This is a genomic window from Citrobacter enshiensis, from assembly GCF_029338175.1.
Taxonomy (GTDB): Bacteria; Pseudomonadota; Gammaproteobacteria; order Enterobacterales; family Enterobacteriaceae; genus Citrobacter_D; species Citrobacter_D enshiensis.
Window position 1 is genome coordinate 1,915,991 of the sequence record NZ_CP119862.1, and the last position, 25,664, is coordinate 1,941,654.

10 protein-coding genes, 4 tRNA genes and 17 pseudogenes are annotated in these 25,664 nt (G+C 49.0%); 12 read left to right on the top strand and 19 right to left on the bottom strand.

Annotated elements, in window-relative coordinates:
- Positions 1 to 480, top strand: coding sequence for an Hcp family type VI secretion system effector (locus P2W74_RS09185; protein WP_276294763.1), 480 nt, complete (start codon positions 1 to 3; stop codon positions 478 to 480).
- Positions 481 to 1,264: 784 nt separating this feature from the next.
- On the opposite strand, the gene P2W74_RS09190 is transcribed toward P2W74_RS09185, so the two are convergent.
- The 4 genes and pseudogenes from P2W74_RS09190 to P2W74_RS09205 form a co-directional block, all read right to left on the bottom strand.
- Complete coding sequence (locus P2W74_RS09190) at positions 1,265 to 2,029, bottom strand: hypothetical protein (RefSeq protein WP_276294764.1); 765 nt, start codon at positions 2,027 to 2,029, stop codon at positions 1,265 to 1,267.
- A 537-nt stretch (positions 2,030 to 2,566) separates the two neighbouring features.
- Positions 2,567 to 2,763 (bottom strand): annotated as a pseudogene (locus tag P2W74_RS09195) (integrase); the annotation flags it as partial.
- 305 nt (positions 2,764 to 3,068) lie between these two features.
- Positions 3,069 to 3,144, bottom strand: a tRNA-Asn gene (locus P2W74_RS09200).
- A gap of 99 nt (positions 3,145 to 3,243) precedes the next feature.
- The gene (locus P2W74_RS09205) at positions 3,244 to 4,698 is read right to left on the bottom strand and encodes an EmmdR/YeeO family multidrug/toxin efflux MATE transporter (RefSeq protein ID WP_301702813.1); all 1,455 of its coding nucleotides are present in this window, start codon (positions 4,696 to 4,698) and stop codon (positions 3,244 to 3,246) included.
- Positions 4,699 to 4,890: 192 nt separating this feature from the next.
- On the opposite strand from P2W74_RS09205, the gene P2W74_RS09210 reads away from it, so the two are divergent.
- The 4 genes and pseudogenes from P2W74_RS09210 to P2W74_RS09225 form a co-directional block, all read left to right on the top strand.
- A tRNA-Asn gene (locus P2W74_RS09210) sits at positions 4,891 to 4,966 on the top strand.
- A gap of 143 nt (positions 4,967 to 5,109) precedes the next feature.
- Positions 5,110 to 5,460 (top strand): annotated as a pseudogene (locus P2W74_RS09215) (Arm DNA-binding domain-containing protein); the annotation flags it as partial.
- Positions 5,440 to 5,721 (top strand): annotated as a pseudogene (locus P2W74_RS09220) (integrase core domain-containing protein); the annotation flags it as partial. The pseudogenes P2W74_RS09215 and P2W74_RS09220, both read left to right, overlap by 21 nt.
- 39 nt (positions 5,722 to 5,760) lie before the next feature.
- Positions 5,761 to 5,991 (top strand): annotated as a pseudogene (locus P2W74_RS09225) (transposase domain-containing protein); the annotation flags it as partial.
- Positions 5,992 to 6,442: 451 nt separating this feature from the next.
- Here P2W74_RS09225 and P2W74_RS09230 read toward each other — a convergent pair.
- From P2W74_RS09230 to P2W74_RS23545, 5 genes and pseudogenes are all read right to left on the bottom strand, one after another.
- Positions 6,443 to 8,533, bottom strand: coding sequence for a beta strand repeat-containing protein (locus P2W74_RS09230; protein WP_276294765.1), 2,091 nt, complete (start codon positions 8,531 to 8,533; stop codon positions 6,443 to 6,445).
- A 31-nt stretch (positions 8,534 to 8,564) separates the two neighbouring features.
- The gene (locus P2W74_RS09235; protein ID WP_412767237.1) at positions 8,565 to 8,825 is read right to left on the bottom strand and encodes an Ig-like domain-containing protein; all 261 of its coding nucleotides are present in this window, start codon (positions 8,823 to 8,825) and stop codon (positions 8,565 to 8,567) included.
- A pseudogene (locus tag P2W74_RS23535) lies at positions 8,822 to 9,279 on the bottom strand (inverse autotransporter beta domain-containing protein). Before P2W74_RS23535 ends, P2W74_RS09235 begins: the two are co-directional and overlap by 4 nt.
- A 26-nt stretch (positions 9,280 to 9,305) precedes the next feature.
- On the bottom strand, positions 9,306 to 9,488 hold the full coding sequence (locus P2W74_RS23540) for an inverse autotransporter beta domain-containing protein (RefSeq protein ID WP_412767238.1): 183 nt from the start codon (positions 9,486 to 9,488) through the stop codon (positions 9,306 to 9,308).
- A pseudogene (locus tag P2W74_RS23545) lies at positions 9,482 to 9,700 on the bottom strand (inverse autotransporter beta domain-containing protein); the annotation flags it as partial. The pseudogene P2W74_RS23545 and the gene P2W74_RS23540, both read right to left, overlap by 7 nt.
- Before the next feature lie 638 nt (positions 9,701 to 10,338).
- Between P2W74_RS23545 and P2W74_RS09255 the strand changes: the two are divergent.
- Positions 10,339 to 10,751 (top strand): annotated as a pseudogene (locus P2W74_RS09255) (transposase); the annotation flags it as partial.
- 64 nt (positions 10,752 to 10,815) lie between these two features.
- Here the strand turns inward: P2W74_RS09255 and P2W74_RS09260 are convergent.
- The 5 genes and pseudogenes from P2W74_RS09260 to P2W74_RS09280 all read right to left on the bottom strand — a co-directional run bounded on the left by P2W74_RS09260 (position 10,816) and on the right by P2W74_RS09280 (position 17,532).
- Positions 10,816 to 11,502, bottom strand: a complete 687-nt coding sequence (locus P2W74_RS09260) for a helix-turn-helix domain-containing protein (RefSeq protein ID WP_276294770.1) — start codon at positions 11,500 to 11,502, stop codon at positions 10,816 to 10,818.
- Between the two features lie 541 nt (positions 11,503 to 12,043).
- A pseudogene (locus P2W74_RS09265) lies at positions 12,044 to 13,824 on the bottom strand (aminopeptidase P family protein).
- Between the two features lie 15 nt (positions 13,825 to 13,839).
- A pseudogene (locus tag P2W74_RS09270) lies at positions 13,840 to 15,308 on the bottom strand (AMP nucleosidase).
- Between the two features lie 142 nt (positions 15,309 to 15,450).
- Positions 15,451 to 16,957: pseudogene (locus P2W74_RS09275) on the bottom strand (C69 family dipeptidase).
- Between the two features lie 499 nt (positions 16,958 to 17,456).
- Positions 17,457 to 17,532: transfer RNA gene (locus tag P2W74_RS09280), tRNA-Asn, on the bottom strand.
- A gap of 328 nt (positions 17,533 to 17,860) precedes the next feature.
- Between P2W74_RS09280 and nac the strand changes: the two are divergent.
- Together nac and cbl are read left to right on the top strand one after the other, a co-directional pair.
- Positions 17,861 to 18,780, top strand: a pseudogene (gene nac, locus P2W74_RS09285) (nitrogen assimilation transcriptional regulator NAC).
- A 101-nt stretch (positions 18,781 to 18,881) separates the two neighbouring features.
- Positions 18,882 to 19,832, top strand: a pseudogene (cbl, locus tag P2W74_RS09290) (HTH-type transcriptional regulator Cbl).
- A 36-nt stretch (positions 19,833 to 19,868) separates the two neighbouring features.
- Here cbl and P2W74_RS09295 read toward each other — a convergent pair.
- The 3 genes and pseudogenes from P2W74_RS09295 to P2W74_RS09305 form a co-directional block, all read right to left on the bottom strand.
- A tRNA-Asn gene (locus P2W74_RS09295) sits at positions 19,869 to 19,944 on the bottom strand.
- A gap of 100 nt (positions 19,945 to 20,044) precedes the next feature.
- Positions 20,045 to 20,843: pseudogene (mtfA, locus tag P2W74_RS09300) on the bottom strand (DgsA anti-repressor MtfA).
- Between the two features lie 247 nt (positions 20,844 to 21,090).
- Positions 21,091 to 21,549: pseudogene (locus P2W74_RS09305) on the bottom strand (tyrosine-type recombinase/integrase); the annotation flags it as partial.
- 89 nt (positions 21,550 to 21,638) lie between these two features.
- On the opposite strand from P2W74_RS09305, the gene P2W74_RS09310 reads away from it, so the two are divergent.
- Entirely contained in the window at positions 21,639 to 21,770 is a 132-nt protein-coding gene (locus P2W74_RS09310; protein WP_276294771.1) for a hypothetical protein, read from the top strand.
- A 106-nt stretch (positions 21,771 to 21,876) separates the two neighbouring features.
- On the opposite strand, the gene P2W74_RS09315 is transcribed toward P2W74_RS09310, so the two are convergent.
- A complete protein-coding gene (locus tag P2W74_RS09315) occupies positions 21,877 to 22,137 on the bottom strand; it encodes a YdgH/BhsA/McbA-like domain containing protein (protein WP_276294772.1) in 261 nt (86 codons plus the stop codon).
- 112 nt (positions 22,138 to 22,249) lie between these two features.
- On the opposite strand from P2W74_RS09315, the pseudogene P2W74_RS09320 reads away from it, so the two are divergent.
- Positions 22,250 to 22,552, top strand: a pseudogene (locus tag P2W74_RS09320) (DNA cytosine methyltransferase); the annotation flags it as partial.
- Between the two features lie 205 nt (positions 22,553 to 22,757).
- Here P2W74_RS09320 and ompC read toward each other — a convergent pair.
- Entirely contained in the window at positions 22,758 to 23,933 is a 1,176-nt protein-coding gene (gene ompC / locus P2W74_RS09325; RefSeq protein ID WP_276294773.1) for a porin OmpC, read from the bottom strand.
- Between the two features lie 647 nt (positions 23,934 to 24,580).
- Between ompC and drpB the strand changes: the two are divergent.
- Positions 24,581 to 24,873: pseudogene (gene drpB / locus P2W74_RS09330) on the top strand (cell division protein DrpB).
- 29 nt (positions 24,874 to 24,902) lie between these two features.
- A pseudogene (locus P2W74_RS09335) lies at positions 24,903 to 25,599 on the top strand (phosphohydrolase).
- The last annotated feature ends 65 nt before the right edge of the window (positions 25,600 to 25,664 follow it).

Genomic DNA, 25,664 nt, shown 5'->3' on the forward strand with positions numbered 1-25,664 from the left:
ATGGCAAATCTTGTTTATCTGACGCTGAATGGCGATCTTCAGGGGCTGATTTCAGCAGGTTGTTGTTCTTTGGCTTCAATCGGCAATAAGGCGCAGATTGCGCATACAGATCAGATTATGGTGCTGGGTATGAGCCACGGACTGAGTCGGGTACAAAATGTGAATCATCTTGCATTGAACATTCAGAAGCCATTGGATAAATCAACGCCATTACTGAGTAAGGCTATTACCGAAAATGAATGTCTGACCTGCGATTTTGAATTTTATCGTACCAACCGTTTCGGTATTAATGAACTGTATTATAAAGTGAAACTAATTAACGCACGCATTTCAGATATCCATCTGTCAGTGCCACATTCCATCACCGACAGTGGTGGTCAGCCAGAAGAGACTGTGTCATTCACTTATGAAAGCATCACGGAGGAACACTGTATTGCCGGAACCAGTGCGTACAGTTTGTGGGAAGAACGGTTATACTGAGGAAAATAAATTTCAGTGAATAATATTATTTCTGACACCAGCCAGAATTGCTGATTTTTTTGTAAAAAGCATCCAGGACCAGTGGCGAAAATTGAAAAAGTGCGGCTGATGAAGGGGAAAAATACCTGACACGCTTTTGTCTTATTCGCTAACTGTGGATATTTTATTTCGTCTTCCAGAATGGTGCATCTACGTAAGGACGCCTGATATGCATATGGATGGTAAGATCTTACACGGATTCTGAGTTACGATAAGTCTGGATGATATTAACCATCGGCGATCCCTTGATCTCCTGTTGAATAGGAAAAATGGCTTATAGGCTGAATCATTACCCCTTAAGAACGGCACAGTGAATGCCATATGGGAAGAAATGTTTCATGCCGGGCTGGATAGCAGTAGCGCATCATCAGAAGAAATTAATCTGATCAAGCAGGCTGCTATCTATTTTGTTGTATATCTGCTCCGAAGAGCCGGAAATTAACAGCGAGCACCAGCCCGGCGTATATCCGGAAAGACCGAAACCAGTTAAAACGAAGAAAGGCTTCAGGCTGTTTCCGTCAAACAGCGTACATTACTGAGCGGTGGGAGAGGAAACGGGCCGGATGCTGGCAGAAACTCAGGCGTACAGCCTGGCTAAAACAACTGCGACCAGATGCCATCCCCGCGCCCATTTACGGCGCGGTCACTGGCACGGTTTCTTGTCGGGGAAAAGGATGCTCCGGATGCACGAAAATTTTCGTACCACAGCCTGCCGCCGCAATCTATCGGTGGCAGGCAAAGCTGCTTACTGGTAGCGGTTCACCAGATCTTTAACCACCGCCGCATAGGTTTTCATCTTAAGCTGAGTGATTTGTTGTTCCATGATTTTTGTATCCGCTTTTCCGCTTTGCACCGGAAGTACGCTGTATTCATAGTTTACCGGTGACCAGGTAGCCCATTCACCCGTAGCGACATCTACCAGGGTAAAGCGAACAAGATAACGTAGCGACGCTGCATCCGGCAGTTTGTTGTTTTTATAATCTGACCATACGGTTGTTTTTGCCGCGGCATCATATTTACCCGCCTGCAACGCATCCTGATAAACGACGATTGCCTTCTGGTGTCCCTTTGCTGCCACATAACGTAACGCCTGCATGTAATTCATGTTTTCACTGGTTATGGTCTCGCCCTTTTCATCCTTATTACAGGCCACTGCTTTCTGTCTGTCCGGGATGCCGGAGAAGGTCGAGATGGTATAATATTTACTCATCTCCTGTTGCATCGCGACTTCAGGTGCGCGACTTCCAGACTGTACCAGGATAACCGCAGAATTCAGTGGTACGCGGACAGCTTCTTCTTCCAGTGCTGCCTGAATATCCTCTTCAGAAACCGCCAGTGTAGTTTCATTACCAAAGATATCTTTGTCAGTGAGTTGTACCAGTGTGTTTTTACTGGTATCACTTTCTGTCCGGGATGTACCCGTTTTCCTGGCATCAATGGGCGAGCGCGGTACACAGCCAGCCAGTAAAATTGCCGTCGCACATAAAAATATTGCTGACCTGAAATTCATATTTTTGTTCCCTATCTGCATAAGATAATTATTTTTACTGACGGATAATCTGTAATGGATTATATACCTGCACCAGAAGCCAACAAAATGAAATCCCATGTGTGCAATTATTTTTTATGTGATTGCATGGTGTTTATTTATTCTTTTGGTGAATGTATTGATAAGGCCAAAAAACATTTTCGGTGCTATCTCTATAAATCCATTTGGTATATTAAATACATCACTGAGTATGTGTCGAGTATAATAAAATGGAGAGTAAATGGGTGAGGATTGATCCGTCCAGTATGGCCAGGCTTGAGTCAGAAATAGACGAATGGATTATTGAAAAATGGAATGATCGATGAACTATTTTATTCACGACTGACTTAATCAGGGGCATTACTATAAACAATGATCAGGGCATGCTTGTGTCTGTTTCGCTGGGTCAGCGACGAGCATTTGATCTGAACCCGTAATCTAAATTATGATGAAATTAAGGCATCTATTAAAATATCGAACCAGATTATTCAGAGTGACTTCTTGTCACCTGGTATATATTCAGGGAGCGGCATACCTCTCACAGCACACATCCAGATAATCCAACCACCACTGCATCATTTCCATACAGGCTTCCAGATGTTCAGTCTTGCCTACATACTGTTACGTTCCTGATGGCCAATTCGGCGCTCCACCGTATACCGTGACCAGAGATCCGACTCCACGAGGGCGCTACAGGCCATTGCCCTGAGTCCATGCTGGCGCAGCGCTTTAAAGCACTTTCACGACAGCAGGCCGCATTCTCTACCATGCGCTTCAGCATCCGCATTGACGAGCAGATACAGGCCGTGTGAGTCGGAGATTTTTACAGGACAGGAAGGGGGGGTTAACTTGTGGATTTGAGAATCGTTTAAAGACATTAGGTCACAGAAGCGCTGTCTAAGCTTGTGAACAGCGAGGCGCGTTCGTGGTTGTTTGCAGCAACGGCACCCACTCGGGTACAGGCGAATTAAGCCTGAATAAGAAAGCAAAAAGCCCGCTAAAAAGCGGGCTTTTCTAAATATGGCTCCTCTGACTGGACTCGAACCAGTGACATACGGATTAACAGTCCGCCGTTCTACCGACTGAACTACAGAGGAATCGTGTGAACGGGGCGCATATTAGCGACGCCCATCGTCATTGTCAAAGCCTGAATGCACAAACTTGATCGTTTGCCGAAATTTTCCTCATTTCGCCGTTTATTCACACGCGTTCGGTTGTTTTACGCACTTTTCATGTGCCGGGCGAGGGTATTTCCAGAGCCATCGTCCGGTCACCATACGCCAGTAAAAGAGTGCCGCACGGACTGCCCAGTCGAAGAACATCCCCATCCAGACACCCACTACGCCCCAGCCAAGAACAATCCCCAACGTGTAACCTGCCACGACACGACATCCCCACATCCCCAACATCGAAACCCACATGGCATAACGGGCATCACGTGCGCCCTTAAATCCGGCAGGTAAAACCCAGGATGCCGCCCAGATAGGCATAAATGCAGCGTTCAGCCAAATCAGGATCACCACCACATCTTTTACATCCTGATCGTGGGTGTAAAACGATGCCATTATTCCGGCAAAGGGCGCGCTCAACCACGCGATTGCGGTTAATCCGATGGTGGAAAGCCAGAACACATGGCGTAGCTGAACCTCCGCCTGCGCCATTTGCCCATTACCCAGTCGTCTACCGGTGATGATGGTTGATGCCGACCCCAGGGCGTTTCCCGGCAGGTTGATCAACGCAGCAATCGAGAAAGCAATAAAATTACCGGCGATGACACTGGTGCCCATCCCTGCAACGAACATCTGCGTTAGCAGTTTCCCGCTGTTGAACAGGACCGATTCAATACTTGCCGGAATGCCAATGCCCATCACTTCCCAGATAATGGCGAAATTTAGCGGCTTAAAGTAGCTTTTTAGCGTGATACGCAATGCCGGGTTAAACCCAATCATCAGTACCCAGATAATGGCAACAGCGCCAATATAGCGGGAGATGGTCAGCCCCAGCCCGGCACCCACAAATCCCAGCCCCTGCCATGAAAAAATCCCGTAAATCAAAATACTGCTGATAATGATATTCAGGATATTCATGCCACCATTGATGAGTAACGGGATTTTGGTATTACCCGCCCCACGTAACGCGCCACTGCCAATCAGCGCAATGGCGGCCGCAGGATAACTGAGGACCGTCAGTTCCAGATAAGTCAGCGCCAGGGCTTTCACGTCTGGGGTGGCTTCTCCAGCCACAATATCAATGATCTGCTCACCGAAATAATGAATCACAGCCGCCAGCACGATGGCAAAAAGCGTCATGATCACCAGCGATTGCCTCGCAGCGGCTCTGGCTCGTCGCCGATCGCGTTTACCCAGGCTAAACGCCACCACGACCGTAGTCCCCAGATCGATAGCGGCAAAAAACGCCATGATAACCATGTTGAAGCTATCGGCGAGCCCGACGCCAGCCATGGCCTCTTTGCCCAACCAACTGACCAGGAAGGTACTTAATACCCCCATTAACAGGACACAGGTGTTTTCAAGAAAAATAGGGACAGCAAGCGGGGTGATTTCACGCCAGAAAAGAACTTTATAACTCTTGCGTTTGGCATACCAGGGTGTGCGGGAAACAGCCCGGCGTAAAGCGGTGGAGACGTTCAAAGTGGACCTTAAAGAAAAAGTTGAAACCTCATTTCAAATGATGAGGGAGAAACAGAAAAGCTGCAAAGTTTTTTCCAGGAAAAATGTCTGCAATTGCTACAAATTGTTGAGAGAAACGGCAAATGAACCGATACGGGGGAAATGGGGTTTGACAAAAAAATTTTCGCCGCTAAGATATGCCTCCACACCGATTCCTCTGTAGTTCAGTCGGTAGAACGGCGGACTGTTAATCCGTATGTCACTGGTTCGAGTCCAGTCAGAGGAGCCATATTTAGAAAAGCCCGCTTTTTAGCGGGCTTTTTGCTTTCTTATTCAGGCTTAATTCGCCTGTACCCGAGTGGGTGCCGTTGCTGCAAACAACCACGAACGCGCCTCGCTGTTCACAAGCTTAGACAGCGCTTCTGTGACCTAATGTCTTTAAACGATTCTCAAATCCACAAGTTAACCCCCCTTCCTGTCCTGTAAAAATCTCTGAACCTGTATCTGCTCGTCAATCTAGTCGGTTCACGCATCTGGTATCTCAAATATCGTTTCAACGGAAAAGAATCCAGAGTCAGTCTTGGCGCATACCCGTTTGTCTCACTGGCAGAAGCCAGGCAGCAGCGCGACGGTATCCGTAAGTTGCTGGCGCAGAATATCAACCCGGCACAGCATCTGGATGGCGTTGCCGCCTCACCCGTATAGAATCACTACCCCGCGTTACCGCTGGAACGGTTGCCTGAACTGCTTGACCGCATCGGCGCGTATACGCAGCGGCTGGAGGATGCAGGGTTGCTGGCCTCAACGGGGAGCACAGGCGACTCGTATGATAACGCGATGGCGGAGAGCATCAACGGACTTTACAAAGCGGAGGTGATACATCGTCAGAGCTGGAAAAGCCGGTCAGAAGTGGAGCTGGTGACGCTGGCATGGGTGGACTGGTATAACAATCGCCGGTTGCTGGAACGACTGGGACATATCCCACCGACAGATGCAGAACAGGCATATTACGCTTCCATCGGGAACAAGGATCTGGCAGCCTGAGTTACCGGACTTAAATCTCTCCAGGAAAACCGGGGCGGTTCAATCAGACCGGTGGTTATGGGGTGCTCCAACTGGCTCTTCGCCGGTTCGGTTGCAGCAGGTGAGCGTGCAGCCAGAATCATGAGCCTGCTGGAAACAGTGAAAATGAATGGCCTTGATCTGCATGCCTGGCTGACGGATGTTCTGCAACGGCTACCGGACTGGCCGCAAGACAAGGTGGACGCGTTGCTGCCGCAGCAGGGGTTCGTCTTCGTGGGTGAAGGAGCCTGACGGAAAGCGCGTGATATCCGCACTAAGGACTTGCGAACCTGACAGCGTAAATACCGGTAACCCACGCCCCACATAGCTTTATCGCCATAGCACAACTGACCGGGTTCCTGCGCCACACGCGGGTAATACCTCGCTCAGTACTTCACCACCTGACGAACGCTTCCCGGGGAAAGCTGAGGCCGAGCCCGTCGGATCTATCAATATGAGTTCACCGTAACGTTACCTTCAACTCAGCAAAAGTTTGATTTATTCAACAAAGCCCAGGGCAATTTAAATTTATTCAAAATATTTCACTGACATTATTAATCGGCATAGTAAATTTTCCGGAGAGATGTCATTGATTGAGCAAATAACATAATCGAGGTCGAGTCTCCTTTCAGGGTTCTACTATTTCGCGCAGCTATTAAGTTGTCCCCTGAATGTTATCAAATAGGACGCATTTTACGCTGTGCTATGGTGATACAGCGACAAAATAGCTGGGTAACGTTACTGTCTGGCCATTGAACAGCGTAACAAGAATATTTTTAGAACCAGCTGTCGTACTGGTGAAGGTTATGGCAGCTCTTCCGTTTTGATCTGTAGAATTAGAATGAGAAGAAAGCGTCGCAAAACTCGCGCTCCAGGATACACCCACTCCACTGACCGGATTACCAAAAGCGTCCTTAATCACAACGCTCGCACCGTTATCGGTTACGCCATCCGCCGGGCTGCCATCCGGATCAACAGTATATGATGCGATTGTCGCCGTCCTGAAATCAGCAACAAATGTCATACCAGCCGTCTTACTAATGCCACCATCCAGAGTCGCCGTTATTGTGACATGCTCTGCCACCGTATCGGTATAGGTTAACATCACCTGGCCACTACTATCCGTTACCCCTGATGATGCACTTAGTTTCACGGTGTTCGAGTCAACACTCCATCTAACAATCACCCCCGACATTGGGCTCCCGCTTGCGCTTGTAACCGTTGCTGTCACCCCTGCGCTTGTAACGCCATCTGCCACAGGAGAGCCACCTGAGTTTACTAAAACAATCTTTGGTGGCCCTACAAAAGTCGACGTTTTGGTCATACCGCCAACGCCCGGTATCGAGGCAGTAATATTTACACTTTCAGGTACCGTATCAGTGAAGGTAACGCTTATTTTGCCATTCACATCGCTAACCCCGGATATCGCGCTGAACATAACGGTATTTTTATTTCTACTCCAGTTGATCGTCACCCCTGCCACCGGATTGTTGTTCACATCTGTTACTGTGGCTGTTGCCATATTGCTCGTAACCCCGTCTGCAGGACTGCCGTCCGGGTCGATGGTCAGCGTGGAGACACGGGCGGTGGCGGTATCTGCCACGAAGCTGCTGGTTTTGGACTGACCCGCATCCGAACCGCCTGCCTTCGCGGTCAGGGTGACCGTTTCTGCCTTGGTATCCGTAAAGGTCATCACAGCCTGACCGCTGCCGTTGGTGGTGCTGGTACCTGATGTCAGTCCTGCACTGCCGGTAACTGACCAGTTTACTGTGGTGTTTGCCAGAATGTTGTTCTGGCTGTCCACCACGGTCGCCGTGGCGCTGTTCTGCGCCGTACCGTTGGCAACACTGCCGTCGGTGTTGATGGTCAGCGTGGAGACACGGGCAGTGGCGGTGTCCGTTACGAAGCTGCTGGTTTTTGACTGACCCGCATCCGAACCGCCTGCCTTCGCGGTCAGGGTGACCGTTTCTGCTTTCGTGTCCGTGAAGGTGATGGTGGCCTGGCCGCTGCTGTTGGTGGTACTGGTTCCGGAAGTTAATCCTGCACTGCCGGTGACAGTCCAGGTAACGGTGGTGTCTGCCAGCACGTTATTCTGGCTGTCCACCACGGTCGCCGTGGCGCTGTTCTGTGCCGTACCGTTGGCAACACTGCCGTCAGTGTCGATGGTCAGTGTGGAGACATGGGCGGTGGCGGTGTTTGCCACGAAGCTTGATGATACTTGTTTACTGTTACCGTTATCCAGTGTGGCGGTCAATTGGGTTGCTTCTGCAACCGTGTCAGTAAAGGCAACGGTAAGCGAGCCTTGCGCATCCGTCTGGAATGTTTTCGCGGCTTTGGCCTTTGATTTCAGGGCAGAACCAAAGACAACTGTGCCTTTATCTGCACTCAGCGATACACTGGCATTGCTCACCGGTGCACCATTGCTGTCTTTGACCGTCACTGTGACAGCATTTGGCGTGGTGCCATTCGCAGGACTACCATCCTGGGTGACCACCATCGTATCAATCACATTATCGGCTGAGTCGGTGATAAAATGCCCCTGTTGCGACGCACTTTTGTCGCCTGCCGTGGCGGTCAGCATAACCGTTCCCGCGGTGGTTGACGTAAAGTCAGTCGTGACCTGTCCGCTGGCATCCGTGGTTGTCTGCGCGTTTTTTAATGCAGCAGGTGTATCAACGCCCCATGTCACCTGCGTGTTAGCGACAGGACGATTGTTAATGTCCGTGACGGTGGCGACGGCATGGTTTGGTGTTTTTCCATCCGCAGTGCTGCCGTCTTTGGTGATTTTTAGCATGATATTGCTGACCGTCACGGTAGTAAATTGGCTATTTTGTGTAGCGCTGGCGGCCCCCACTTTTCGCCGTGATTTGCACCGCTTCAGGCACTGTGTTGGTGAAATTTACCGGTCGAAAGCCGCTGTCGTTAGTCACGGTAGTCGGCGTAGCAAACCTGGCAGAGCCAGTAGTTGACCACATAACAGGCGCATTACGTACCGGCTGGCCGTCTTTATCTGTCGCCAGCACCTGCGCAGAGTTAGGCGTCAGGCCGTCAGACGGGCTGTTGTCGACGGTGACCTGCAGGCTCAGGTTGCTGACGCTTTGCTGTCTTTCTTTTTATACTGCAACACAATCTGGTTATTACGTTCCACCAAATCATAGCGGCTACCGGCCAGACTACGCTCGATACGCACGCTCTCAGGGTCAATCTGATATGCCCATGGCTGGCCGAGGTCGTAGCGGAAATTGACCTGGAACTGAGTATCGTCCAGCGAGTCTTGTCCACGTTTATAGTTGACGGCAAGCTGGACTAAAGGAACAGGGGTATAGCTCAATCCGGTAGTGACCGCTGATGGTTGCTTTGCAAATGGTCGGTATCAAACAGGGCGACTTTATCGCCGTAGTACTGCTCGTACATCAGCTTAGCGCCTAACTGCGGACAGGCAGGAAGATAGCCTTCAGCGCGCACGTCATAACCATCAGCAGGTTTTTCATTATAATCGTTAAAATCACGCGACTGATGCCATTCGGTGGTGCCCCACATAAGTGTTGGCTGACAACTTTAAATTATCAGTCCCATGCTTCAGCGCCTATGCCAATACGGCGGTTCTTACCTGTAAAGTCGTCATCAAAGAATACGTTGCCCGCCGAACATCCAGTTTTCCAGATAGAAAGTACGCACCCCCATCCCCATATTTCCCTGTGACGCGACCATCGGGTGCGCGCAGGCCAAGTTGGGTAAACAACATGGATTTTTTATTGTCATAGAGTGGGGCGAGGAAATCGATGGAACTGTCATCCCAATTGCCGTTTTCATCAACGTTAAGCTGTACGCGCGCGGTGCCAAATTGGCTTAACCACTGTTGGACTGATGAAGAGGCATAGCCGGTAGCGACGGAGGTTGCAGCACTCGTTTGCATTGCCGCTACTGAGCGCGGAGGCGGCAGAGGCCATGGACGAGGCATACGGGAGTTCTGTACCGGGCTGTGTTGTCGTCGTTGTCTGGCGATCGGCCGAAAACGGGGATTGGTTAGTCATTGAAGAACTTGCGCCATCGCCGGTGCGGCATATAGACACTAAAGGAATAAGACTTGTAAAACAATCTGTAACCAGGCAAAACACGAAAACAGTTCGCATTGCTTTATTGGTGAGCTTTGCTTCATCATCAAGTTCCAAATTATAATTTATTAGCAACTACATCAACATTAGCCACAATTTAATGAATGTTAGCTTTACGCTAGAGGATATAAATGCTTAACCATTAGCATTCACATATAACCGAGTAGTTGCTGCGTATAATATACGCTGAACTTTTTCATAATTGTAGTTGCATTGTAGCAGTTCATACCCGAAATCCTCTCGCTCTCAGATTCAACGAGAGCGTTCAGAATCCCGTGTCACGTTAAAAACTCCGCGGATAATCTAAAGCTGGCAGCGGCAATGTCAAACTCCAATTTAGGACCGTATTATCTATTTCTCCTGCGCATTCATCTATGATAGCGACAATAACTCAGTCCGGATGCCCATCAATGCTGTCTTCGCTGTGAGCGACAAATACTCAGCTGTTGACCTTCATCAAAACCAGACTGGCCGTACAGTGCAAATTTTTAAGCGGGCCAGGTCGGTTAACGTCAATTTCAAAACGTCGATCTGGGGTGAAATAGCGTACCTGGTGATCGATTCCACAGGGCTGAAGGTCTTTGCTGAAGGCGTGTGGAAAGTCAAAAAACACGGCAAAGAGCGCCGTCGTATCTGGCGGAAGCTCCATCTGACCGTTGACATCAAAACACATAAAATCATCAGTGCTGACCTGTCGTTGAACAATGTTACGAACGCAGAGGCTTTTCCGGGGCTAGTCCGGCAGACCCACCGAAAAATCAGGTCAGCGGCTGCGGACGGGGGCTTATGACACCCGGTTATGTCATCGATGGTCAGGTAGCAGACGCTTTGGCCATAGTTCGTGCTTTGAACAAAATGACGAAGGCAGGTATGCCAGAAAGCATGCGAATTGCCTGACAGCAACAACCCGTTACGGGGATGCTTATTCCAAATCTGATTTATTCAACAAAGCCATGTTTAACTAAAAAGCCTTTGGTAATTTATTGAGGTCAACAAGTTTGCCTGTTTTTATCGTGATATAGCCACCTTCTTTCAGTGCTGACAGCACAGCCATAATTCGACTCCTGGAAAGATTCGTGCGTTTTTGAATGAAGGCGGCAATATTCAATTGGCTGCGTATATCTTCAGGGTAGAGCCAAAGCTCGATCAATACAGCGCGAATGGAGCCATAGGCATTCAGCCCGACAAGCTCTTCTTCCATCGCGCTCATGGTCATTAAGCGTTGCGCGAGGATACGTGCAACGTCATGCCAGAGATTGTATGTATCACATTGCTCGACAAATTTTTCTAAAGGAACTTTGTACCCAGTACATCGCGTTTCGGCATAAATATAGTGGCGGGGACGGTTCTCGACATCGTAGTACAAGCTATAACCATCAATCAAACCGACAATCGTCGGGGCGAATGTCGTCCCGGTATGAAGGTTGGTATTAAAGTGACAAAGTGAGGCACATCCCTCGCTGAGTATGAAAATGAATGCTGTTTCCTTATCATCACTGAAAAATAATTCCTCACCAACCTCGAGCTTGACTGGAGTTCCAAACTCTTGCAATTTATCCTGCAATCTTTTTATTGCCATTACTGGCTTTGTTTTCTTTGCAAAATCAAAAGCATGTAGCGAGTTGGATGAATCTGGTTCATATGGCATAAAAACTATCCGTTGGGCTAAGCCGGTACATTTCGCAGTCCGTCTTTGGCAGTTTGTAACAAATATACATACAACATAGTACAAAATAAAAATGCTAAATAATATTTTATCAGTGTTCCTTGTGTATGTTGTACTTGGCGTCCGATCGACACATAGGTACTGTGCTGTTGTTGATGCTTCGCTGAGCAGTTTGCATAACCCTGTACACTGATAGCCCGTTCACTCTTACCGGTGACAGACCGTCACAGCCTACAGAGATGTAGCAAATGTTGCAGAAGAACTGGCTCGTTTACATGGACTATCCACAAGCAGTATGGCCAAACTTATTCGTAATAACTTAAGGACATTGCTCAATGGTTGAAGGATACCAGGCTTTCCTTCCAGAAATAAGAGATTGGTGGTCATTTTGGTGGTCTTGATAAAATAAAATTTCTGTTCTAGCTTAACTATTAGCTAGTTAATGGCAAAGGAGATCCCAGTCAGAGGAGCCAAATTTAGAGAAGCCCGCTTTTTAGCGGGCTTTTTGCTTTCTTATTCAGACTTAATTCGCCTGTACCCGAATGGGTGCCGTTGCTGCAAACAGCCACGGACGCGCCTCGCTGTTCACCCGCGGAGACAACGTTTCTCTGACCTGCTGATGGTAGTCATCGATCCATTGTTTCTCAGTGTCACTCAGTAAATGTAACTCCACCAGATTAAGGTCGATGGGCACCAGCGTCAGCGTGGAAAACTTACAGAATCCTGGGCGGCTTTCTACGATCTCAACCTGATTTTCAATACGGATACCATATTGCCCGGCAAGGTAATAACCCGGCTCAATGGTCATGATATTGCCTGCGGCCAGCGGCCACGGATTCACTTTTTTAGCCAGACGGTGAGGCTGCTCGTGGATCAAAAGCTGATGACCGACGCCGTGACCCGTTCCATGATCGTAGTCGAGGCCGAGTTCCCAAAGCGCCCGGCGGGCAAACGCATCGAGTTGGTGGCCCTGACTTCCGCTGGGGAACTGCAGGGTGATCAGTGACAGGAAGCCCTTCAGTACAGCAGTGTAATGCAGACGTCGCTGCGCATTCTGAGGCCCAAACGCCAGTGTACGGGTGGTATCGGTGGTTCCATTCTGATACTGGCCGCCGGAATCGTTCAGGTACATTGCTTGCGATGTTATCGGCGTATTGGTTTGTTCGCTCGAGTGATAATGACACATGGCGGCGTTGCTCGCCGAGGCAGAAATAGTGCCAAAACTTTGTTCAATAAAGCCCGGTTGCTGTTGACGATAGAACAGCTGTTTTGCCTGAGCTTCCAGCTCGGTGACGGGATTGCCTGCCGCTTCACGCAGTGGAACTTCATGCGCCAGCCACGCCAGAAAATTAACCCACGCGGCGCCATCCTGCTCGTGGCATTCCCGATAACCCGCCAGCTCTGTCGCGTTTTTATTCGCTTTGATAAAAGTGATGGGATCGGGCGACCAAATGACTTCGCCGCCGTGTTGTTCAATGGCAAAACGTAGCGCAACCGGTGCGTAATCTTTATCCACCAGAACGCGTTTTCCGGGGGCCAGTTGTTGGCAACGAGCCACGAAATCTTCCTGCGCTGAGAGCGTCAACGTTTCCAGCAGTGCGTTCGGTAATGATGTGGTTTTTCGGCTATCGACGAACCATTCCAGTTCGCCCGTGCGGTGCAGCAGAGCAAAAGAGAAAGGCACCGGCACCATATTCAAGTCCGCACCGCGGACATTCAGCAGCCAGGCAATGTTGTCCGGCAAGGTGATAGCCAGAATATCTGCCTGGTGTTTTGACAACGCTTCGATAATACGCGCGCGCTTTTGCGTACTGCTTTCTCCGCTGATTTCAATCGGCATTTCTCTGATCAGTCCACAAGGTGCTGCGGGGCGGTCATGCCATACGGTGTCAAATGGGTCGCTCTCTAAGGCGACCAGTTCGCAGTGCGTCGCCGAGAGAGCTTCAAACTGGCTGTTAGCCATCAGTAATGGCTCGAATGCGATACGTGCCCCGGCCGGAACATGCGTCTGTAGATAGTCTGCCAGAGGTTCATCGTGCAAATGATGAATCTCAAAATCGTTGAGATCGACCTCAGCGCGGACCTGTACCTGGTATCGCCCGTCGACGAAGATTAGCGCCCGGTCGCCGAGCACCTAGCGCCAGTCCGGCGGAGCCGCTAAACCCGGTCAACCAGGCCAGTTTGTTGTCATGCGGCGTACAATCTCTCGCTCTGATGGGCGTCGGCGCGTGGGATAATCATGCCATCCAGCCCTTGCGTTATCAGTAAGCTGCGCAGAGCGGAAAGGGGAGTTGAGTTTTGCATAGATACCTTCTGGCCTTAACGGAACGGCGGTTCGTTGAACGTACGTAATTTACGGGATAGCAGACGATCGCCTTCTGCGCGCAGCAGGTCGACCTCGCCCCCGGATACCAATCTGCAGGTGCTCGGAAATGGCACCCTCATAAAAACGGTTAGCCTGGCCCGGAAGCTTGATTTCTCCGTGCAGGGGTTTATCAGAAACACACAGTAGCGTGCCGTAGGGAACGCGGAAACGGTAGCCCTGGGCGGCAATGGTGGCGCTTTCCATATCAATCGCCACGGCGCGACTCAGGTTGAAGCGCAATGCTGAGGCCGAATAACGTAACTCCCAGTTTCGGTCATCGGTGGTGACCACACGGTCTCCGGTGACGCAAGCGTTGTTTAACCTCCTTCGCCCGGCATTCCACTGACCTGTTTGGTGGCGTCATAGAGTGCGCGCTGTACTTCCGGCAATGCTGGGGATTGGGATATCGGGCGGGAGTACGGCGTCCAGCACGTGATCGTCGCGCAAATAGGCGTGAGCCAGTACGTAATCGCCAATGGACTGGCTTTCACGTAATCCACCGCAGTGGCACGTCATGAGCCAGACATCCGGGCGCAGGACGGCCAGATGGTCACAAATCGTTTTGGCGTTAGAAGGGCCGACGCCGATGTTCACCAAGCGTAATGCCCTGGGCCGTCGGCGGTGATCAGACTGCCAGGCGGGCATTTGATGCTTTTTCCAGGCCAAATCGGAAATGGCTTCTTCCGGCGCTTCTGTTTCTGCGGTGATCCAGATCCCTCCTGCACAAGACAGGGCGATGTAAGGGCTGTCCGGATCCAGAATTTGGCTGCATCCCCAACGCACAAATTCATCCACATAACGGGTGTAGTTGGTAAACAATACGAAGGGCTGAAAATGTTCAACCGGCGTGCCGGTATAGTGGCGCAGGCGCGCCAGCGAGAAATCGACACGGCGAGCATCGAAATGAGACAGGGGAGAAAATTCTGCCGGATGATAGATGCCGTCGGCCGTCTCATCACCAATCTGTGCCAGTTCCGTTGTCGGGAAATGGCGCGTAAGTCCGGCGCTCATTGAACGATCAAGCGTCAGCGCAGAACCATCAATGACATAAGGATAGGGGATTTCGTGGTGCGACGGTTCGACACAGATATGAGCACCGTAATCCTGATAAACCAGCGTTAGCTGTTCCAGCAGATAAGCGCGAAACAGTTCGGGACGCGTCACGGTGGTGGTGTAACATCCCGCATGGGTAAAACGCCCAAAAGCGCGCGTTTTGGGGGGATTAGTGGCGGTGCCATCCCAGCTTACTGAGAGGGAAGGGTAGACGAAAAGCCCATTATTTCTTGCATCGGCATCGGGTTAGCGTACCGTTTTCAATATAGTGAGAGATGGCTTCCCGTAGTGCATTTACTGACCGATCATATAATTCATTAAGGCGTTCCAGCGCCTGTTCGGGTGTCAGACCTTTACCCTGATTCTCCATATTGTTCTCCTTATGCGTTCACAGGTTGCCCATACCATTCGATAGTATGTCAGCGAATTGTGAAACAAAAGGGGGCGATGAACGCGGGGTGAAAAAGCCGGAGGGCATCCGGCTTTGGAGGTTACCGTGTGACTGTTTTCCGTTAGTCTTTTTTGGCGGCATTAGCAAAGAAGATATCGGACTGAATATCCTTGGTGCGTAGGGTGAAAAGCTGGTTTGTTAACGACTCGGTCAGTTCCTCTGCGTCGGCCATCACGCGTAAATTAAAGTCATTCAGCATTTTATTTGCGGCAGACTTTATTGGTTTTGCCATTTTCAGATACTCGGGCTTCGGACCTCTTTCTGCTCCTTCGCGATACTTGTCCTCCCAGTCTTTGTAAGCACGCTTAACGATAGGGGCGAGTTTCGGGTAATCCGTCATCGTCAGGCAGTCTGCAATTTACGGTATTTCCAGTAAATGGACTGACTGTCCGCTTTATCTGTGCCGATGGTATAGTTGGCCGGATAGGCTTTTAATCCCGCTGTAGTAGGGGACAAACGCGGTGAGATCGGCCATGCCCAGGCCAATATAACTGACTTCGCCGATTTCCTTCGGCAGCCACGGGCGGACCTGCATAACGTGCGCTTCATAGGTACGGAAAACGCTTACCGGAAACGCCAGTGGTTCTTTTCCATTCAGACCCTTTTGAATAGGGATCATGCTCGGTGCCTTCGTAATGATCGCGCAGGACGGCTTTAACGTCATCCAGCGTCATTTTTTTCTCAGGCGTGGCAGAGACCGGGAATTGTCTACCGGCGGCGACGTCCTGCGTCAGTGACGGTGTAAATTGCTTCTGAATAGTCCAGACGCGTGGGTCGTTATACGTCCGGTCACGTTCATCATCACGGGTATAGGCTTTGGAGAAATTAAATGCCCCGTCGCGTTTCTGGTCATAAAGACCTTTTTCCGTGGCAAACTCAACCAGGTTTTTGATTCCCATAAAATTAGGGTCTTTTGCATCATAAGATTGTAAACGTCCCTGATTGCCTGACGCAAAATATTGGCTGGAAGGGAGGCGTTGCGCCATCCACTGATGCCCGGTTGCAGTTTCCAGATACCAGACTTCATTATCATCGACAACGGCCACACCAAAACCTTCGCCGGCGCCTGTGGTTTCAATAATATGGCCCAGCAATGCGACGGCTTCTCGTGCAGTTTTTGTCTGGGAAAGGAGAACGTCTGGAATATCGTCTTCCGTAATGCCGACATCTTCGACATAGGGATCAAATGCCAGTGCTTTTGGTGAAGCAAAAATAGATTCTGTGCCGCTCACACCGACACCTGCTTCGTTAAAGCCCGTTGCGCCATGCAACTGGGTTTTCCAGTTAGGGACGGTGGTATAACGTAAGGAGTTCTTCGGTAATGGCCAGGTGAAATTATTCGCGCCGTTATGTGCTTTGGTACTGTACACCCCGGTTTGATTTTTTTTCGCCGGATGAATCAGGAAATGCTGTGCTTTCATTGCATCACTGTCTGCGCTACGGGCAACCATCATGGAACCATCCGCAGACGCTTCATTTCCGACCAACAGTGTTGTACAGGCAAAACCCGATGAAACTACCGCTACGTTTATTGACAGTGCAATAAGGCACTTTTTAAAAGTCGACATGCTCACTCCCTCTTTGTTCCGTTATCAATAGACCGGAAACACGCTGCTTCCTTAAGCGCGATGACGCGCCGACTGACCCGGCGTCGCTCGCCAGAGAGACAAACGCGTCTGCCCGCGTTTGCTCCAAATATCTGCCCACGTATCTCAGTCTTTTGGACAAAATAACCGGTCCGTTTCGCTTAATTATTGCGCAGGGGATATTGAGGTATTCAGGATGTTACCCAAACAGAAGTCGAAGAATAGCAAATGACGTAAAGATGATTTCACTGACGCATATCTCAATGCCGCACAGCTTAAAAAGAACAGAATGTCTATCTGGAGACTTTAATGTGGTTATCGGAAAACAAAATGAAATGAACGAAAGGCGGAGTATCAGAGTGAATTTTGCGATAGCGGAGGATTATTTTTACTGACAGTAATTAATTGCAAAAAATAAGCACAGGCAGAGGGTAAATCCCGAAAAGCAAAAAGCCCGCTAAAAAGCGGGCTTTTCTAAATTTGGCTCCTCTGACTGGACTCGAACCAGTGACATACGGATTAACAGTCCGCCGTTCTACCGACTGAACTACAGAGGAATCGTGTGAACGAGGCGCATATTAGCGGCGCGCGTTTGGGTTGTCAAAGGGTGAAATACAATTCCGAGTTCGTTTGCTGACAAAATCAACAAAGCGATGATCTTTCGGGCAGTTTCCATTTTTGCCCTGATCTGGTGCGCTTTTACCTGTGATGGAGCAGAACAACATGACCGACTTGGTTTATAAGAATGCCAGGAAGGAATAATGTCTTTCTTAACAACATATTAGAGTGCATGTCGTCGATTGATAGAAACTGGCAAGCATCTTGCAATACCCTTCGCGAACACGGCTGCCAGCATCAGGGCTGGCGTTCCGGACAGGAGGCAAAATGAACTTCAGACGGCTGAAATACTTCGTAAAAATCGTCGATATTGGTAGCCTGACTCAGGCTGCTGAAGTGCTGCATATCGCGCAACCTGCACTTAGCCAGCAGGTAGCAACGCTGGAAGGGGAACTGGATCAGCAACTGTTGATTCGAAACCCAAGCGGGGCGTAACGCCTACTGAGGCTGGGAAAACTCTCTATACGCATGCACGGACGATACTCCGCCAGTGCGAGCAAGCCCATCTGGCAGTGAATAACGCCGGACAGACCCTCAGCGGGCAGGTTTCTATTGGTCTTGCCCCAGGGACCGCGGCCTCTTCTATAACCATGCCGCTGCTTCAGGCGGTTCGCGCCGAGTTACCCGAGGTACTGGTCTACTTACATGAAAATAGCGGAGCGGTGCTGAACGACAAACTGCTCAACGGCCAACTGGATATCGCCGTGTTGTATGAACGTTCTCCGGTTGCGGGTATTAGCAGTCAACCTTTGCTCAAGGAAGATCTGTTCCTGGTGGGAACGTGTGATTGTCCCGGGCAGAGTGTTGATTTAACGGCGGTTGCTGAGATGAATTTGTTCCTTCCTCGGGACTACAGCGCGGTTCGCCTGCGCGTGGATGAAGCGTTTTCGCTACGCCGCCTGACGCTGAAAGTGATTGGTGAAATTGAATCTATCACAACCTTAACGGCGGCAATTGCCAGCGGGATGGGGGTAACTGTTTTGCCTGAGTCGGCAGCCCGCGCCCTGAGCAGTGCGGCGAATGGCTGGATGGCCCGTATTACGACACCCTCTATGAGCTTACCTTTGTCGCTCAATACGCAGGCCAAAGGGAGTTTGTCACCTCAGGCTCAGGCGGTAAAAGAGATTTTGATGTCTCTGGTGAGCCGTCCAACCCTGGAAAATCGGGAACTGTTGCTGGTTAGTTAAGCGTTATTCCTCAGTGGAATAAGATGCGGGTTTTTATTATTTGTTATGCCGGGCATCAGACTTTAACAATAGCGTAATGTCTGATGTTTCCGGAGCGAAGAGTGAATTTTCAGCAACTAAAAATAATCCGCGAGGCGGCCCGCCAGGACTATAACCTGACGGAGGTCGCCAATATGCTCTATACCTCGCAGTCGGGTGTGAGTCGACATATTCGTGAACTGGAGGACGAGTTAGGCATTGAGATTTTTATCCGGCGTGGTAAACGTCTGCTTGGAATGACAGAACCCGGCAAAGCGCTGCTGGTGATCGCCGAGCGGATTCTCAATGAAGCCAGTAATGTTCGTCGGCTTGCTGATTTGTTTACCAACGACACCTCCGGTGTTTTAACGATTGCCACGACCCACACCCAGGCGCGATACTAGTCTGCCGGAAGCATTAAAGCTTTCGTGAATTGTTCCCGGAAGTTCGCCTGGAGTTAATTCAGGGAAACACGCAAGAGATTGAGGGATTGTTGCATAGCGGCGGGGCCGACATAGGGATTGCCAGCGAGCGGTTAAGCAATGACCCTCAGCTAGTCGCGTTCCCCTGGTTTCGCTGGCATCACAGTCTGTTGGTGCCTCACGATCACCCGCTTGTTCACTCGTTACCCTTAACGCTGGAGTCAATTGCACACTGGCCGTTGATCACTTACAGACAAGGGATTACCGGACGTTCCCGCATTGATGAAGCTTTTACCCGCAAAGGACTACTTCCTGATATTGTCCTGAGCGCTCAGGATTCTGATGTTATTAAAACCTATGTGGGACTAGGGGCTGGGGATAGGTTTGGTGGCAGAGCAATCAAGTGGTGAGACAGAAGAGGGGGCGCTGACACGTCTCGATACCCGACATTTATTTGATGCCAATACGGTCTGGCTCGGTCTGAAACGCGGGCAGTTACAGCGCAATTACGTCTGGCGTTTCATTGAGTTATGTAATGCTGGGTTGTCAGTTGAAGATATTAAGCGACAGGTGATGGAATCAGACGAGAGCGTCATCGATTATCAGATATAAAGCAAAAAGCCCGCTATAAGCGGGCTTTTCTAAATTTGGCTCCTCTGACTGGACTCGAACCAGTGACATACGGATTAACAGTCCGCCGTTCTACCGACTGAACTACAGAGGAATCGTTTGAACGAGGCGAATAATACTGACCACACCACACGGTGTCAACAGTAAAATTCGTATGCTATTTCAATTGGTTAATTAATCCTCAAATCAGAGAGTTAATGTACGCTTGAGGCCCACTGCTCGTCGTCATCGGCGCTATCGCGTAAACGCTGTAACGGATCCTGACGGTAGAACTGGCAAAAGCGTTGCCACAGCCGCCGGGAATCGTGGTGCAAACAGTTCTGGCGCACTGAAAAAGTACTCTGACAAGACGGCAAAACATTCAGCAGGGTCGACAGCGGCATAGGCATCAATACTGGATGCTGTCTCGCCCACCAAATCAATCTCGTCCTGAATATTGTTCATTGCAGCGTGCAGGTCATGCTCCCAACTGGCAACATCCCGCAACGGGATTAAAGGAATGCCGCTTGCGCGATCGCCATTGCGCATATCCAATTTATGCGCCACTTCGTGAATGATCAGATTAAAACCGGAGGCATCGAAGGAGTCATGAATGTCGAGCCAGTTGAGAATAATAGGTCCTTGCTGCCAGCTTTGTCCGGACTGAACGACGCGCTGGTTGTGTACTAACCCAATGTCGTCTTCCCATTCATCATCCACCACAAACGGGGCAGGGTAGATCAGCACTTCATGAAAGCCGTCCAGCCATTCAATGCCTAACTCCAGAACCGGCAGACAAAAAAGGAGCGCGATGCGGGTACTTTTTAGCGAGTCCAGCTCAAAACCCTGAAGTGCGACCAGCCTTTTTTGCTGTAAAAAACGCTCTGCCAGCGCAATCAATCTGGCTTGTTCTTGGGCAGAGAGGGTTACCAGCAGAGGAATGGCAAGGGCGTCTTCCCACGGCAGGACTTCATTCTGCGCTGTTTCTTGTGCTTTCCAGGGCCACTTAATCATCGTTTTGCTCGCAAACTCGTCACTTGAACAAAATTGAAAGGGCAGGGTCTGTTAAAATGCCAAATTACCTGGCATCATTGCAACCACCAGAACGGAGATGCCGGAGCGGCTGAACGGAACGGTCTCGAAAACCGGAGTAGGGGCAACTCTACCGGGGGTTCAAATCCCCCTCTCTCCGCCACTATTCAAGCACTTAGTTCAATCCCATTCAACGACTCATGTCACACTTGGTATAGTGTTGGTATATTCACTTGGTATAAAACTCGCCATCATCATCTTCTGATTTGCCTAATACTGGAAGATCCAATGTGGGAGAAATTTTCACTTTTCTGTCATAAACCACAACCTGGCTTTCAGTTTTGTGACCTGAGAATAATTGCTTGTCTTTACTCGAACCTTCGTAGTCAGAGATTCCCTTGGCTTTAAGAACGTGAAAAGTACATGACAGTTTTCTATCAAGTTTTTTTCCTGCCGCTTCTCTTGCCGTTTCCCACAGATCGTTAAACCCACTTTTCGAATACTTAGTTTTCTTACTGCTACAGATAACGGTTTCCCGTCCGCCCAGAGTCTTTGCAAGTTCTATGGCGTTATGAAGCCTCTCAGTCCAGACTTTAATTTGTTTTGTCCCTGTCTTCCCTTGCTGGATAAAAATGCCTTCCTCGCTTATTTGCGACCATTTGAGAGAAAGAACATCGGATAGCTTGGCATACTCGATACCGCTCTGAAAATTGCGTTGGTGGCTGGGGGTTATGTTGATGGCAGGGCCTTCAATGGGATATAGCAAAGGGGCATGAAATGCAGGCACTCTACGCAGCACCACCATTACAGGCTGTGACGGTGCCGGATGAGTTCGAACGCAAGCGTGAAGCCATCAAGCAAGAAATGGCGCTAGGTGCGCGCACCACCACGCACCGGTTTAAGGTGTAACTCAATCAGCCCCACTAATACGGGGCTTAGTTTTATCTGGGTATAGCGGCTCTATTGAGGGAGCCGTTAATTTTTCAGATGATACATTCTTCCTGTTGATCAAAATTTATTTATAGAGGGTTGCTTTGCCGTAGACCTGCCCAGCATCATTACTCTCAGTAGTAATCGTATATGCTGATGCACCGCTGTTAATTGCTTCCGATTTAAGGGTGCTTTCAACTTCTTCAACACTGTTTCCCTTTACAGTGAGGGTGCCGCTCATGTGACTGGCAGAGTTCCCATTGGTAAGAGAATCAACAGCAAAGGTCGTTATCGGAAGAGCTATCAGGATCACAGCTATTGAAAAGTGAAGTAAATTTTTCATCATTACATCCTCCTAGCTTATGAGTGATTAAACATAATCACCTCATAAATTATAGGTGAAATGACACAGAAAAATGTCAAGATTAGATGGGATAATTCTCCTCTACTACCCACACGCCGAGTCAGTACGTGATTTTCTTCGTGAATATTGTGGTGAAGATGCTTTCGAATTTGTAGAAGTAGATAGCGTTATGAACCGCATTGTAGATATTGGCATGCGCATGTTGCAGCTGCATGAACTCTACCGCGCTCAGGGTTTCCCGGAGTGGTACATCATCGATCAGGATTATCGGGGTCAGAAATACGCGAAGGACAAGCAGGTAGCGCGATGTGGCAACGCTGTTCCGCCGCCATTTGCAGAGGCATTAGTGCGAGCTAATTTATCTGAGCTTTGTCAGCATAAAGAGATTGCCGCTTAATAAAACACAGTTAATTCAACCCGCTACGGCGGGTTATTTTTCATCAATGCTGACATGAACTAACAATTTGTGCTTAAGACAGAGCGTAGTCTGGATAATGACTTTATTCACTGGACGATATCGGTGGTGATTATTTATCACGGTGATAGATGGAAGGGCAGGTTATAAAAAAGCCCGCGTAGCGCGGGCCTGGGAAAAAGGGAACTTAGAACTGGTAAACCAGACCAACAGCAACGATGTCGTCTGTTGCGATGCCATTGTCAGCATAAAACTGGTCATCGTTATCCAACAGGTTGATTTTATAATCAACATAGGTGGACATATTTTTGTTGAAATAGTAAGTCGCACCCACCTCAACATATTTGACCAGATCTTTGTCGGTGTAACGAGGGTTACCGCTACTATCGTGAGCCCAACCGCCTAAATCAGACCCTTTAGATTGCAGGTAGGCCAGTGAAGGGCGCAGACCGAAGTCGAACTGGTACTGAGCAACGGCTTCAAAGTTCTTTGTTTTATTGGCGATACCACCTTCACTACCATCACCACTGCCGTAGTACGTCATGTTGCGCGTTTCTGCATACATTGTTGCCAGATAAATGTTATTAGCATCGTATTTAGCGCCAACGGTCCAGGCTTCTGCCGTTTCACCACCGGCATAGCTGTTAGCATGAGAGCGATCTCCGTTACCACGAGTCACCTGAGCGTCAGTACGATCTGAGGCAGAATATGCCGCACCCAGACTTAAACCAAAGTCAAAGTCATAGGAGGTCGACATACCAAAACCGTCACCGTTTTCTTTGGCTAATTTACGATTCGTGCTGTTACCAGAACCTTCCTGGCCATTGTTGCCTTCGTTATTACCCTGATACTGTAATGCAAAGTTCAAACCGTCAACCTGGCCAAAGAACCCTTTATTACGATAAGTGGCAACGCCGTTAGTACGACCCAACATGAACACATCAGTCTGAGTGTAGGTATCGCCACCATATTCTGGCAGCATATCAGTCCACGCCTCTACGTCGTAAACCACACCATAGTTACGGCCGTAATCAAAGGTACCATTCTGACCGAAGCCTAAGCCCGCAAAGCCCAGACGAGTCGATGCGTCACCTTTGTCACTTTCAGTACCATTTGCCTGAACGTTATATTCCCACTGACCGTAACCAGTGAACTGATCTGCAATCTGCGTTTCACCTTTGAAGCCGAAACGGACGTAAGACATATCGCCATCATTGCCGGTATCGTCAGAGAAGTAATGCAGGCCATCAACTTTTCCGTATAGGTCGAGTTTATTGCCGTCTTTATTATATACTTCAGCCGCATTTGCTGCGCCTGCCGCTAATAATGCCGGAACAAGCAACGCCAGAACTTTTCTTTTCATTATATATATCCTTATGATAATAATTTGTATGAATATGTACTGTATCCAAAAAAGTACATTGAGATACTATTCTATGAAGTTCATTTTTTTTAAAAAATAACATGTAACAAATATATTTAAAATATTTCAAATTGTATCTTCGAGGTTTGCTGTAAATAATTAAATATGTTTTGCGATGTTTTTATTTCTCATGTTTATGTTTTTCTTTTACTTAATTATGGTTTGCTTTGTTGAAATTCTCTGAATTAATAATATTGAGTGTGTTAATAATGTTTGTGTGTGGTATTTGTTTAAAAAACCGGCATAGATGCTGGCAATGAAGCATTGCTAAAGTGAATAACAAATGGATAATAACAACCCGATTCTGGCATAAGAATAGTTAAAATTAAAATGATGCACTGTCGCTAATTTTATTCACGGAATTAATATATTTTAAATCTCTGATGTGGGCGCTTTTTGTTTCTTTTCTGGACTGACAAGGCTTGCGAAGCCTTAACTAAAATTGCCTGAGATCAATGTATATGTAAAATAAATAACCAAAGTTCGTGTAGCGCCTTACTTCACAGTTGAATGTGATTATAATCACAAAGTTGCGTAAATTTCGTCGTTTTAGTTACATCACCAAAGCGGAGTATAAATTGACCAATATGGAAGAAAAAGCAAACCGCAGTCTGGGCGGGAAAACTGGCGTTGTGGGTTTTTTATGCTTTTTGCGGATATTTTGTATGGGCCATGGCGCGGTACGTCTGGGTGATGAGTAACCCTTCAGTCAGTGCCTGTTCCTGGTATGGAGAGCGATCTGGGGTCAACGGCAGGCAAATGGCTTGGGGCTCTGCTGGGATTTATGGTGCTGGGTCTGGTTGGCGTTATATTGGGTGGAATTGCATGGTACACAAGGCCTCGTGATATTCGGCGTGAAGGTGACAGAGAAAGTTGCTAACGTATGGCCTTTACACGAGGAGAGGCGACATGGATCTGCAACAGTGGCAACGAGAGTTTGAGAGCTGGCTTAGCGAGCATCATCTGGAGCAGGACGCTGCCCATGATATTTTTCATTTTCGTCGTGTCTGGGCGACAGCGCAAAAATTGTGTGCACATGAAGCTGTAGACGGGTTAGTGGTGCTGACGGCATGTTACTTTCATGACATTGTCAGCCTCCCGAAAAACCATCCCGAACGCCACCGTTCGGTCCGTGTTAGCGGCGAAAGAGGCCAGTCGTATATTAATGAATGATTTCCTGTCATTCCCCCCATCACGGATACCCGCGGTCGTTCACGCGATCGAGGCCCACAGTTTTAGCGCAAAAATTGCACCAACCACGCTCGAGGCGAAAATCGTGCAGGATGCCGACAGACTGGAAGCCCTCGGCGCCATTGGCCTGGCCCGCGTATTTGCGGTATCGGGCGCACTGGGCGTGGCATTGTTTGATGCCGAGGATCCCTTTGCCCGGAACCGTTCTCTCGACGATAAACAGTTTGCGCTCGACCATTTCCAGAGCAAATTACTGGTACTGCCGAAAACCATGCAAACAGCCAAAGGAAAAGTGCTGGCGAAGCACAATGCCGATTTTCTGGTGGCCTATATGGCGAAACTGAGCGCAGAGTTAAACGGTGAGTATGAATCGCTGGATCACGCCGTTATTCAGTCTTTTAGCGCTGACAAATAGCGTTCATACCCAAAACGTAAATACCTTCATTTTATGTTAACCTGTCGAATATCAATTTTGGCCGG